We start from the raw sequence: 13,078 nt of genomic DNA on the forward strand, positions 1-13,078 counted from the left end.
TATTTGTAAAATGAAGAAAATCATACCAATTGAAGAAGGTGATTTCTACTGGACACCTGAAGGTTATCGCTGTTTTACAGAGCAGTATCACTTAAAACGTGGATACTGTTGTGAAAGCGGCTGCAGACATTGCCCTTATGGCTATAATAAGAAAAACTGAATACTGAATTTATGACATTTCAAGAACACATATTACAAGGCATTCCAAATTCATTACCCGAATCAAAACCATATGATTCGGATATAAATCACGCACCAAAACGCAAAAATATCTTATCTGATGAGGAAAAAATATTAGCATTACGTAATGCATTGCGTTATTTTGATCCCAAACATCATGAAACTTTATTGCCGGAGTTTAAAAACGAATTAGAAACCTACGGTAGAATTTACATGTATCGCCTGCGTCCAAATTATAAAATGTATGCACGTCCTATAGACGAATATCCAGCAAAAACAAAGCAAGCTGCTGCTATTATGCTCATGATTCAGAACAATTTGGACTACGCGGTGGCACAACACCCACACGAACTAATCACCTACGGTGGAAATGGTGGTGTTTTTTCCAATTGGGCACAATATTTATTAACCATGAAATACCTTGCGGAAATGACCGAAGAGCAAACATTGGTTATGTATTCTGGTCACCCTATGGGTTTATTTCCCTCTCATAAAGATGCACCACGTGTTGTGGCTACCAATGGCATGATGATTCCTAATTATTCTAAACCCGATGATTGGGAAAAATACAATGCACTTGGTGTAACCCAATATGGCCAAATGACTGCTGGAAGCTATATGTATATTGGCCCACAAGGCATTGTACATGGAACAACCATAACAGTTTTAAATGGTTTCAGAAAAATAAAAAAATCACCAAAAGGAAATCTATTTGTAACATCTGGTTTAGGTGGCATGAGTGGCGCCCAACCAAAAGCTGGAAATATTGCTGGTTGTATTACAGTATGTGCAGAAGTGAATCCTAAAATAACGCAAGTGCGTTTAGATCAAGGTTGGATTGATGAAAAGATAACGGATTTAGACCAATTAGTATCACGAGTTGAACAAGCAAAACAGTATAAAGAAACGATTTCTATTGCCTATTTAGGAAACGTAGTAGATGTCTGGGAAAAATTTGATGAAGCCAATATTACCATTGATTTGGGTAGTGATCAAACATCATTACACAACCCTTGGGCTGGCGGCTACTACCCAGTAGGCTTGAGTTTTGAGGAGTCAAACATCCTGATGGCTAACAACCCTAATTTATTTAAAGAAAAAGTTCAAGAAACCCTCCGACGTCATGCCAAAGCTATTAATAAACACACAGCAAAAGGCACGTATTTCTTTGATTACGGAAATGCATTTTTATTAGAAGCCTCTCGGGCTGGAGCAGATGTTATGGCAAAAAAACCAACTCATGGGCGCGAGTTTAAATATCCAAGTTACGTACAAGATATTATGGGCCCTATGTGCTTTGATTACGGTTTTGGCCCATTCCGCTGGGTATGTGCTTCAGGAAAACCCGAAGATCTAGCAAAAACAGATGCTATAGCTTGCCAAGTTTTAGAGGAGATCAAGAGAAACTCACCTGAAGAAATTCAGCAACAAATGGCGGATAATATTCAATGGATAAAAGGTGCACAAGAAAATAAATTAGTAGTCGGCTCACAGGCTAGAATACTATATGCCGATGCCGAAGGGCGAATGAAAATTGCAAAAGCCTTTAATAATGCCATTGCAAAAGGTGAGATTGGCCAAATTATTCTTGGTCGCGATCATCACGATGTATCCGGAACAGATTCACCTTACCGAGAAACTAGTAATATTTACGACGGATCGCGCTACACAGCTGATATGGCCATTCAAAATGTAATTGGTGATAGCTTCCGTGGTGCCACTTGGGTAAGTATTCATAATGGTGGTGGCGTTGGTTGGGGCGAAGTTATAAATGGTGGGTTTGGTATGGTTCTTGATGGTAGTAATGATGCTGAAAGACGTTTAAAATCAATGTTATTCTGGGATGTAAACAATGGTATTTCTAGAAGGAGTTGGGCAAGAAATGATGAAGCCATTTTTGCTATTAAACGCGCCATGAAAGCCGAACCAAATTTAAAGGTTACGCTACCAAATTTGGTTAATGATAAATTATTTAACGCAATTTAACCTTAAAACTTACACCATGAAAAAAACAATCATTACATCCATTTTGGCCATGATAATTATGGCTACAGTAACGTCTTGTAGTTCTGTACAAGTAGTTGCAGATTACGACAAGCAGGTGAATTTTGACTCGTATAAAACGTTTGCATTCTATAAACCTGGAATTGATAAAGCTGAAATTAATGATTTAGATAAACGCCGAATACTACGTGCTATTGAAAACGAATTAGTAGCAAAAGGATTTACGAAATCAGAGAACCCTGATTTGCTTGTTAGTATTATAGCTTCATCTCGTGAAAAAATAGATATCTATAACAACTATTATGCTGGTTATGGTGCGGGTTGGGGATGGAATCCTTATTACTACGGGAATTACAATAACGTTTCAACTTCCACAGAAGGGTCTTTATATATAGACTTAATTGATGCTAAAAAGAAAGAACTTGTGTGGCAAGGCCAAGGCGTTGGCTATTTAAATGGTTCCAAAATGGAACAAAAGGAAGAACGCATTAATGAGTTTGTATCCAAAATCATGGCTGTATATCCGCCACAAGTCAAAAAATAATGGTATAAAAAAAAGCGACTTTACAGTCGCTTTTTTTTTAATATAGTTATTGCTTTTACTTTTTGCTTTCTAAAGAGTTTTGGTATAATTTAAATTGGCTTGGCGTCAAAATTCTTTTTAGCCCTTCCTCTACTCTCATATCAAGAGTTTTCATACCTTCCTGTCTAAATTTATCAGATATTTCTCGCTTACGAAGCTCTCCCATATTTTGTTCCGCATCAACTAAAACCTTAAAAACATCGCCTTGTTGATCTCCTGTTAACGTTACTAACTGGTGTAAATCGTGTGTTTTCTGTTTTGCAATAGCCTCAGCACTTTGCTGCCTGTCAGATGATTGAGCAGCAGAGAATTGCATCCCCACAAAAAACAATGCAATAAAACTAAATAGTGAAATGTATTTTTTCATAATAAGTAATTTTTTTTTCATGATTAATAAGGGTTCAATATACAAAATATATCAATATATTATATACAATAAATTGAAATTTCACCCACCACATGTATAACTTAAAAAGCACCTAAAGGCATTAATTGAAAATATTCAGCAAAAAGGCTTTGGATACCAATTTATTAAGCTACCTTTGCCACTTAATTAAATAAATTATTATTATGAGTACTGGTACAGTAAAATTTTTTAATGACTCTAAAGGATTTGGATTCATCACAGAAGAAGGAAACAACAAAGAGCATTTCGTGCACATTTCTGGCTTAATCGACGAAGTAAGAGAAGGCGACCAAGTTGAATTCGATTTAACAGAAGGTAAAAAAGGATTAAACGCGATTAACGTAAAAGTTATCTAATTATATACTTTTAAAACTTTACAAAAGAGCCTATCAAACGATAGGCTCTTTTTATTTACAAGCTATTTACAAAAAAATCCAATATTAAATTAATATTGGATTTTTCTATTCGTATTATTTCGTCCTATTAAGAATCGGTATCGTCTTCCTTAATTTTTATTTTCGTATCGCCGTCATCACCTTCTTTAATTTTAACCTTTTTATCTTCGGTTTCCATTTTGATTTTGGTGTCATTAGCGCGATCTTTTACCTTAATGTCTGCATCTTTATCTTGCATTTCTTCAATTAACTCTTCTTTCTGTGTTTTATCTTCTCGACAAGATGTTATTGATACGACCATTGCTAATGCCATAAATGACATAAAAATTACTTTTTTCATAATATTAAATTTTAGTGTTATTCAAATCTAATAATGAACGCCACCATAATTTAACTCGAATCAATAATTTAATAACTCATTTATCTTGACCTTAACTTTTTTGGTTGACGGAATCATCGTTTCTTCTAGAACCGAATTTAAGGGAATTGCCGGCATATTTTCACTGCCAATGGTCATAACTGGTGCATCCAAAAACTTGAAACATTCTTCTTGAATTTTTCCAGACAAGGCTCTAGCAAAACTATTGTTGCTAGGTTCTTCCGTAACCACTAAACATTTCCCTGTTTTCTTAACCGATTTCATAATGGTTTCTTCATCCAAAGGAAATAAGGTTCGTAGATCAATTACTTCTATTTGATCTTTCATTCCTAATTCTTCTGACGCATTCATTGCCCAATGAACACCCATTCCATACGTAACAATGGTTAGCGTTTCTATATTTTCTTGTTTCCAAATTTCTTGTAATACCCATGCTTTTCCAAAAGGTAACACATAATCTTCACTTGGCTCTACCGATGTTGCGCCTTGCGTTCCTGGTACTTTAGACCAATACAAGCCTTTATGTTCTAAAATTACAACTGGATTTGGATCATAATAAGCCGCCTTCATCAAACCTTTTAAGTCGGCGCCATTACTTGGATAGGCTATTTTAATACCACGAATATTTGTAATTACACTTTCAACAGAAGATGAATGATAAGGGCCTCCACTGCCATAAGCTCCAATGGGCACGCGTAAAATCATACTTACAGGCCATTTTCCGTTACTTAAATAGCAACTCCTGCTAACTTCAGTAAATAACTGGTTTAAGCCTGGCCAAATATAATCGGCAAATTGAACCTCTACAATTGGTTTTAAACCAACAGCGCTCATTCCTACAGTAGAGCCAACAATAAAGGCTTCTTGAATGGCTGTATTAAATACGCGGTCATCACCAAATTTTTGAGCAAGCGTTGCTGCTTCTCTAAAAACTCCACCTAACCTACCACCAACATCTTGACCATAAAGTAGGCATTCCTTATGTTTTTTCATTAATTCCTCAACGGCAAACAAGGCACAATCTACCATGACCACTTTATCTGCACCTTTTGGTGAACGTTCTCCTACTTCTTCAGTAATGGGTGTTGGAGCAAAATCATTTGTAAACAAATCTTCAGGTTTTGGTTCTTCTGCCAGAAGCGCTTTTTCAAAATCGGATTGTACGGTTGCTTTAACAGTATCCTCAATAGCTTGGATATCCGCTTCAGAAAAACCACCATCTAACATTTGTTGTTTTAAAACAGGATACGGATCACGCGATTTGGCTTCTTCCAAATCATCCCGATACCACTCCATTCTAACACCTGACGTGTGGTGATTTAACAATGGTACTTTGGCATGCACTAAAAATGGTCGACGCTCCGCTCGCATGGTTTTAATAACGGTTTCCAAGGCTTCATAACTTTCCGTAAAATCAGCACCATCAATAGTAATGGCTTCTAAGCCGTGAAATCCTTTGGCATATTCAAACGCATTTTGCGCTCTTGTTTCGGCCGCATTCGCAGAAATATCCCATCCATTATCTTGGACTAAAAACAAAATAGGTATTTGTTTTAAGCCTGCCATTTGGAAAGCTTCGGCAATTTCACCTTCTGTAACAGATGCATCACCTAATGAACAAACGGTTATTGGATTTTTTTGAGATGCCTCACTAGCCTTCTGAAGAACATTAGCATTTGTTAACCCTTGTTGCTCTATATATTTCATACCCATTGCAGCACCTGTTGCTGGAATAGCTTGCATACCAGTTGCGGAAGATTGATGTGGGACTTTAGGTTTATCCGCATCCTTTAAACTCGGGTGGGCATAATAGGTTCGGCCTCCAGAAAACGGATCATCTTTTTTAGCTAAAAGCTGCAACATTAAATCATAAGGTTTCAAACCAAAAGATAATAACATGGCATCATCCCGGTAATAAGGAAAGGCATAATCTTGCGGCAATAATTGCATGCCGATTGCTGTTTGAATGGCCTCATGTCCTCGGGATGTTGCATGTACATATTTGGATACTTGCTTGAAATTTGCTTCATACAATTCCGCCATGGCTTTGGCTGTACATAAATTTGTGAATCCTTTTTTTAATATATCTTTGTCTAAAATACTCATATTTAACTTTTTTTGGGCGTTACCCGAGAGGGTCGGGCTTTTCGCTATATCTTTTTTGCGAAAAACAAAAAAGGATGCCGCTTCAATCCCTAACGCGAAATATTACTAAACACCTCAACATTTTTTAAAACGTTTAAGGTCTTTTTAATTATTAGATTTTTCTATCCTCATCAAATTGCTCAAAATAATCGGCAACACGACGCACAAAACTACCGCCTAAAAAGCCATCCACCACACGATGGTCAAATGACAATGATAAATACATCATACTACGAATAGCAATTTCATCACCTTTTTCTGTTTCCATGACTTCAGCGCGTTTTTTAATAATTCCTAATGCTAAAATAGCAACTTCAGGTTGGTTGATAATTGGGGTTCCCATAACGCTACCAAAGGTTCCAACGTTGGATATGGTAAACGTACTACCTTTAATATCATCACCACTTAATTTATTTTCTCGCGCTTTATTAGCTAGCGCATTTACGTTTTCGGCAATCGTTTTTAAATCTTTAGAATCCGCATTTTTTACGACAGGAACAATTAAATTCCCACTCGGCAAGGCCGTTGCCATTCCGATATTGATATCTTCTTTAACAATAATGTTATTGCCATCTACAGAAGCATTGATATTTGGATAATCCTTAACAGCTTTAGCAACCGCTTCCACAAATAAAGGCGTGAATGTTAAACGCTCCCCATATTTTTCCTGAAAGGCTTTTTTATTCGCATTTCGCCAGTTAACCATATTGGTCATATCGGCTTCTACATAAGCGGTAACGTGTGGTGCTGTATGCTTTGAATACACCATATGATCAGCTATCATTTGGCGCATTCTGTCCATTTCTACAACTTTCCCTTTACCTTTATCAAAGGTCAATTGGGGAATTCTATAAGCCGTAGGATCTTGTGCTACGGCTTGCGAAAATTGATACGGACGACCTTCTTTTATATAATTAAACACATCACTTTTGCGCAATCTGCCTTCATGACCGGTTGCAGGAATTCTGGCTAGTTCCTCAAAACTAATATGTTGTTCTTTAGCTATTTTAATAACTAAAGGGGAAAAAAATGTATTTGCGTTTATATTTGAAAATGCTGCTGGAGCTGAAACCGATGGAATTGGTTTTGGTTTATTATCTTTTTTCTGCTTTTGGGCGTCTTGGCTAGCGCTCTGACTGACAGAATCGGCTTTTGGTTTTACATTTCGTTCTTCTGAAACCTCTAAAATGGCAATAACCGCTCCTACCGGAACAACATCTTTGGCTTGAAACAGCGTTTCTACCAAAGTTCCAGATGCAGGTGCTGGTACCTCATTGTCCACTTTATCTGTGGCGACTTCTAGAATAATATCGCCTTCTTCAAAGGTGTCGCCAATGTTTATTAACCAGTTGATGATGGTTCCTTCTGTTATACTTTCGCCCATTTTGGGCATTTTTAAATCAAACTTGGACATTATTTGTTCTAATTTTAATTTATTCAACCAGCGTTAGCGATTGAACGGTTTGTTTGAGCTCTCGCGACCTTTTTGTCGTGAAGCGAGTAGTGAAAGCGCGACCCTTGTGGTAACGCCCAATTATTTCTTCATAAAATCGCGTAGTGTTTTATACACATCTTCTTGAATTTTCATGTTTTCAGGTACTTCGCGAAGTGCCTCTACCTCCTCTAAACTTTCATGACAGTCGGCAGGTAATTGTTGATACAATTGAGTGCCTTTAGTTTTCCAAGCAATCATGTCATCTGATACGGCTTTAATCACTTTTGCTGGATTTCCAACCACTAAACTCCGGTTTGGAATTTTAGTTTCCGCTCTAACGAATGCCATAGCTCCTACGATACTTTCATCTCCAATTTCGGCATCGTCCATAATAACAGCATTCATACCTATTAAGCAATTACGCCCCAAATTAGCACCATGAATGATGGCACCGTGCCCCACATGAGCACTTTCTTTTAAGGTGATGGATTTACCCGGGAACATATGAACAGTACAGTTTTCTTGAACATTTACGCCATCTTCCAAAATAATTTGTCCCCAATCACCACGAATGGCAGCGCCAGGACCAATGTAACAGTTTTTTCCAATAATAACATTTCCAGTTACGGCAGCTAGTGGGTGCACGAAACTGGATTCGTGAACCACTGGTGTATAACCTTTGAATGAATAAATCATACTTTTTTTATTATGTCATTACGAGGACAAAGGACGTGGCAATCTCTTCATGAGATTCATCGCTTTGCTCTGAATAACAATTTATTTATATGTTTTTAATTTTTCTTTAGTAAATTCTGAAAGCACTAAACGCCCACTGGTTGCTGCGCGCTCTGCTAAAAGGTCGTCCCAATTATCGGTACCACTCCAGAATACTTTTTTCATTTCTACCATGGCTTCTGGATTGTAGGTACACAAATGTTCGGCTGTTGCTTTTACAGCATTGTCTAAAGCTTCCGTACTTTCATAAACTTGCGTAAATAAGCCCTTTTGTTCCGCCCATTCTGCTGGATAAAACGAATTGGCATCAATAGCTATTTGCGACATCGCGCTTAATCCTATTTTACGTTCTATTGCAGGTCCTACAACAAAGGGCCCGATACCAATATTTAATTCACTCAACTTAATAGCCGCAAATTTTGTTGCCATACAATAATCGGTTGCCGCTGCTAATCCTACACCACCTCCTACTGTTTTTCCTTGAATTCGACCAATTATGAATTTTGGACATTTACGCATGGCGTTTATAACATTGGCAAATCCTGAAAAGAAAACTTTTCCTGTGGCTGCATCATCAATATTAATAAGCTCTTCAAAGCTGGCGCCAGCACAAAAAGTTCTATCGCCGCCACTTTTTAATACAATAACCTTAACATCCTTGTTATTACCTGCATCTGTAATTGTCTGGGCTAATTCTGCCAAAACATTACCTGGCAAGGAATTGTGTGCTGGATGAAAAAACTCTATGTAGACTACTTCGTTTACTATGTTTTGTTTTACGTATGGTTTTGACATGTTTTTTTATTTTATTGTCATTGCGAGGACGAAGGACGTGGCGATCTCATGTTGAGATTCTTCGCTTGGCTCTAAATGACTGCTTTCATTTTAATTTATATTAGTCCAAATTGTTCAAAGTGATGATTCAAATGCTTTCTTTCTAAAAGATAGGACTCGTATCTATTCAATTCTCCAAAGACCAAATTTTTCAATTTTGCATCAGGATTTTCTTTAAAAAATTCGAGATATTTTTCACGTTGCTCTTTAAATTTCTCAATAGCCTTCGCCAAATCTGGATATTTTAAAGGCTCTAATATATCTTTTTCCAAAAGGGGGAAATTTGTTCCTTTAGGAAACTTCTCATAATTATAAAGACTAGCATGTACCTTTTCTAGAATTTTTTCTGGCGTTGCAATATCAAAATCTTGAATTTCTCCTGCTGCAATTTTATAGGTAAACTCTAAATGCTCTAACATGTGTTGTGGTGTCATAACACCCCATTTAGGTTTCGTATCCGCAGATAGTTTATTAAGACAGGCATCAATTTTTTCTGAAGTCATCTCAATAAAGGTTTCTTGCTTTTTCTGAACCATGGTTAAAACAGTTGCAAAAGCCACTTTTTCATCGGTTAAGGCATCAAAGACCTCCACATACCATTTAACGATTCCCGAAGGATGTTCTGCTGAAGCGACATCTCGATCTACTTTTTGTTGACAGGTTAATCGGGCATAAATGGTATCATTATGATATAATGGACGCAGGAAACGGCATTCTTCTAAACCATAATTGGCTGCTACAGGCCCTTTATTTGGGTAAACAAATAGTCCCGCTGCAGCCGCAATAATTAAATACCCGTGAGCCGTACGTTTTTCAAAAATACTTCCGTCCAATGATGTGATATCTGTATGCGCATAGAAATGATCCCATGTTAGGTTTGCAAAGTTGATGATATCGGTATCTGTAAACGTACGTTTGTGCGTTTTAAGCGACATACCTGGTTGAATGTCTTCCCAATGGTATTTAAACGGGTGCTGATCGGCTTCTTTATACTCGGCATTCTGCTGATAGATTCCCGTAATTTCTGTTAAGGTTGTGGGTGACCCTTGGATAGCCGTACGTTGCAAGTAATGTTTAATACCGCGCATACCGCCCATTTCTTCGCCTCCTCCAGCGCGACCTGGACCGCCATGGACCAAATTTGGTAATGGCGAACCATGACCTGTACTTTCTTTTGCCATATCGCGATTCATAACTAAAATACGCCCATGATGACTGGCCGCGTTTACAACATAATCTTTTGCAATCTTATTATCATAAGTCGCTATAGACGACACTAATGAACCTTTACCCAGTTGGGCAAGCGTAATAGCTTCATCTAAATTTTTATAGGGCATAATGGTACTAACCGGACCAAAAGCTTCTGTTTCATGAACGGCTAAATTGGTAAATGGATTATCCTCACGAAGTAATATAGGTGCTAAAAATGCGCCTTTTTTAGCGTCGGCTCCAATCGTTTCTATTTTATCTAAATCGCCATACACAATACTAGCTGTTTTAGCCAATTCTTGAACGCGATCTCTCACTTCCTGGACTTGATCTTTACTAACCAAAGCTCCCATTCTAACTTCTTTTAATCGCGGATCGCCAATAGTAATTTTATCAAGTGCTTTTCCTAGCGCCATTTGAACATCTTCTACTAAATTTTGCGGAACGATGATACGACGGATAGCGGTACATTTTTGACCACATTTTACGGTCATTTCATTGCGGACTTCTTTGATGAATAAGTCAAATTCAGGTGTGCCTGGTACGGCATCTTCTCCTAAAACGGATGCATTTAATGAATCGGCTTCCATGTTGAAGGGTACCGATTCCTCTAAAATACGTTTATGAGATTTTAAAAGTCTTCCCGTTGTTGCCGATCCTGTAAAGGTAACCACATCTTGCGACTCGACCGTATCTAAAATAGTTCGTGCTGATCCCGAAATAAGTTGAAGCGCACCTTCCGGCAATATGTTAGATGCAATAATTTCCCGCACCACAGCCTCCGTTAAAAAAGACGTGTTTGTTGCCGGTTTCACGACGGCTGGAACTCCAGCCATCCAGTTGGTTGCACATTTTTCTAACATACCCCAAACTGGAAAGTTAAAAGCATTAATATGAACAGCCACACCGCGTTTTGGCACCATAATATGATGTGCCATAAAACGACCACCTCGTGATAAATCGATTGGATCGCCTTCTACGTGATAGGATTGATTTGGAAATAATTTCCGCAACGAGGCATTGGCGAATAAGTTTCCAAAGCCACCTTCAATATCAATCCAGCTATCAATTTTAGTTGCACCAGTTCGGTAACTTAACTCGTAAAATTGATTTTTACGCTTTGTAAGATATAATGCCAAACTTTTAAGCATATTACCACGCTCTTGAAAGGTCATTTTTCGAAGTTTCTCGCCACCTTTGGTTCGTCCATATTGAAGAATTTCGCCAAAATCTAATCCTTGTGTGTCTGATAATGCCACCACTTCTCCGGTAATAGCATCAAACATAGGGACACCGTCGCCTTTACCTTCTATCCATTGTCCTGTGACGTAATTTTGTGTTTTTTTCATCGATAATTTTATTTATCGTTCCCTTTAAAATGGGAAACTGATTTATGTCTTATTGCTATAATTCCCATTGCATAGGAATCACATCAAGTGACGTTATTTTTTTTTTATCTACCTGCGTCCGCGTTAGGGATTGAGGCTTTGTTGGAGCGCCTTGAAAAGCGCGACTGCCGAAAGCCCGACCCTTGTGGGAACGCCCGAAAACTATAAATTCGCATTCTCAATAACCGCTGCATATCCCTGACCAACGCCAATGCACATGGTTACTAAAGCATACTTTTTACCTGTTTCCTTGAGCTCTAAAGCCGCAGAATACGTGGTTCTTGTTCCTGTAACACCCAGTGGATGACCGATGGCGATGGCACCACCATTTGGATTTAATCGTGGATCGTTATCTGCTAATCCCCAAGCGCGTGTACATGCCAAGGCTTGTGCTGCAAAAGCCTCATTGAGTTCTATAACATCCATATCTGCCATGGTTAAACCGGACTTTTTTAATGCTTTCTTGGAGGCCTCAACGGGTCCGATGCCCATAATTCTTGGTTCGACTCCCACCACCGCCGAACTCACGATGCGTGCTAATGGTTTTAAATTGTATTTTTTAACCGCATCTTCAGACGCAATAATAGTGGCTGCTGCTCCATCATTTAAACCCGATGAATTTCCTGCAGTAACGCTTCCACCTTCAGTTTTGAAAGCACCTCGTAATTTACCTAAAATTTCTAATGATGTATTTGGTTTTACAAATTCATCCTTTGAAAATTGAACCGGGTCTTTTTTACGTTGTGGAATTTCAACCGTAACAATTTCTTTTGCTAGTCGGCCGTTTTCTTGCGCTTTTGCGGCTTTCATTTGACTCCAATAAGCAAACTTATCTTGGTCTTCGCGCGAAATATTATATTTTTCCACGAGATTTTCAGCCGTTTGTCCCATACCATCGGTGCCAAACATTTTTTGCATTTTAGGATTAATGAAACGCCAGCCAAAACTAGAATCGTACATTTTGGCATCGGTTCCAAATCCTTTTGATGGTTTTGCAATAACGTAGGGTCCACGCGTCATGTTTTCAACACCTCCCGAAATAAATAAATCGCCATCGCTTGCTTTAATCGCTCTATTGGCATGAATAATTGCTGATAATCCGGAGCTACATAATCTGTTAACTGTTTCGCCGGGAACTGTAACGGGAAGACCCGCTAAAAGTGAGGCCATTCTAGCAACATTACGATTATCTTCACCGGCTTGATTGGCACAGCCAAGAATAACATCGTCATAGGCTTCTTTGGGAATGTTTGGATTTCGTTTTACGAGCTCTGCAATAACTATTGCGGCTAAATCGTCTGTTCGGACGGCTGATAATGTTCCTTGATAACTTCCAATTGGCGTTCTGATGCCGTCTATTATATATGCTTGTTTCATGTTGATTT

12 protein-coding genes are annotated in these 13,078 nt (G+C 38.2%); 4 read left to right on the forward strand and 8 right to left on the reverse strand.

The genetic code is table 11. The features are described from left to right. The first annotated feature begins 10 nt into the window (after positions 1-10). The 3 genes from ACFPH8_RS13345 to ACFPH8_RS13355 are packed head-to-tail and all read left to right on the forward strand — an operon-like array spanning position 11 to position 2,728. A complete protein-coding gene (locus ACFPH8_RS13345; protein WP_170244085.1) occupies positions 11-160 on the forward strand; it encodes a DUF5522 domain-containing protein in 150 nt (49 codons plus the stop codon). Positions 161-171: 11 nt separating this feature from the next. Next, on the forward strand, positions 172-2,166 hold the full coding sequence (locus ACFPH8_RS13350; protein ID WP_376861675.1) for a urocanate hydratase: 1,995 nt from the start codon (positions 172-174) through the stop codon (positions 2,164-2,166). A 16-nt stretch (positions 2,167-2,182) separates the two neighbouring features. Continuing rightward, a complete protein-coding gene (locus ACFPH8_RS13355) occupies positions 2,183-2,728 on the forward strand; it encodes a DUF4136 domain-containing protein (RefSeq protein WP_248395376.1) in 546 nt (181 codons plus the stop codon). A 55-nt stretch (positions 2,729-2,783) separates the two neighbouring features. Here ACFPH8_RS13355 and ACFPH8_RS13360 read toward each other — a convergent pair whose 3' ends face one another. Further along, complete coding sequence (locus ACFPH8_RS13360; protein ID WP_248395378.1) at positions 2,784-3,155, reverse strand: hypothetical protein; 372 nt, start codon at positions 3,153-3,155, stop codon at positions 2,784-2,786. A 182-nt stretch (positions 3,156-3,337) separates the two neighbouring features. Here ACFPH8_RS13360 and ACFPH8_RS13365 point away from each other — a divergent pair, with 182 nt between their 5' ends. Then, positions 3,338-3,529 carry a cold-shock protein gene (locus ACFPH8_RS13365; RefSeq protein ID WP_007646460.1) on the forward strand — a complete coding sequence of 64 codons (192 nt, stop codon included), beginning with the start codon at positions 3,338-3,340 and terminating at the stop codon, positions 3,527-3,529. A gap of 127 nt (positions 3,530-3,656) precedes the next feature. On the opposite strand, the gene ACFPH8_RS13370 is transcribed toward ACFPH8_RS13365, so the two are convergent. The 7 genes from ACFPH8_RS13370 to ACFPH8_RS13400 all read right to left on the reverse strand — a co-directional run bounded on the left by ACFPH8_RS13370 (position 3,657) and on the right by ACFPH8_RS13400 (position 13,070). Further along, positions 3,657-3,908, reverse strand: a complete 252-nt coding sequence (locus tag ACFPH8_RS13370) for a hypothetical protein (protein ID WP_248395380.1) — start codon at positions 3,906-3,908, stop codon at positions 3,657-3,659. Between the two features lie 60 nt (positions 3,909-3,968). Then, positions 3,969-6,053: an alpha-ketoacid dehydrogenase subunit alpha/beta gene (locus tag ACFPH8_RS13375; RefSeq protein ID WP_376861678.1), complete on the reverse strand. Its 2,085-nt coding sequence runs from the start codon at positions 6,051-6,053 to the stop codon at positions 3,969-3,971. Between the two features lie 151 nt (positions 6,054-6,204). Next, positions 6,205-7,476 (reverse strand): dihydrolipoamide acetyltransferase family protein, encoded by a 1,272-nt coding sequence (locus ACFPH8_RS13380; protein WP_376861680.1) that lies wholly within the window; start codon positions 7,474-7,476, stop codon positions 6,205-6,207. Between the two features lie 150 nt (positions 7,477-7,626). Further along, complete coding sequence (locus tag ACFPH8_RS13385; protein ID WP_376861682.1) at positions 7,627-8,223, reverse strand: acyltransferase; 597 nt, start codon at positions 8,221-8,223, stop codon at positions 7,627-7,629. 81 nt (positions 8,224-8,304) lie between these two features. Beyond that, positions 8,305-9,057: an enoyl-CoA hydratase/isomerase family protein gene (locus ACFPH8_RS13390; RefSeq protein ID WP_376861684.1), complete on the reverse strand. Its 753-nt coding sequence runs from the start codon at positions 9,055-9,057 to the stop codon at positions 8,305-8,307. A 95-nt stretch (positions 9,058-9,152) separates the two neighbouring features. Then, complete coding sequence (gene paaZ / locus ACFPH8_RS13395; RefSeq protein WP_376861686.1) at positions 9,153-11,654, reverse strand: phenylacetic acid degradation bifunctional protein PaaZ; 2,502 nt, start codon at positions 11,652-11,654, stop codon at positions 9,153-9,155. Positions 11,655-11,855: 201 nt separating this feature from the next. Then, complete coding sequence (locus ACFPH8_RS13400) at positions 11,856-13,070, reverse strand: 3-oxoadipyl-CoA thiolase (RefSeq protein WP_376861688.1); 1,215 nt, start codon at positions 13,068-13,070, stop codon at positions 11,856-11,858. Between the last annotated feature and the right edge of the window lie 8 nt (positions 13,071-13,078).

This window comes from Bizionia hallyeonensis, assembly GCF_042657385.1.
Taxonomy (GTDB): Bacteria; Bacteroidota; Bacteroidia; order Flavobacteriales; family Flavobacteriaceae; genus Algorimicrobium; species Algorimicrobium hallyeonense.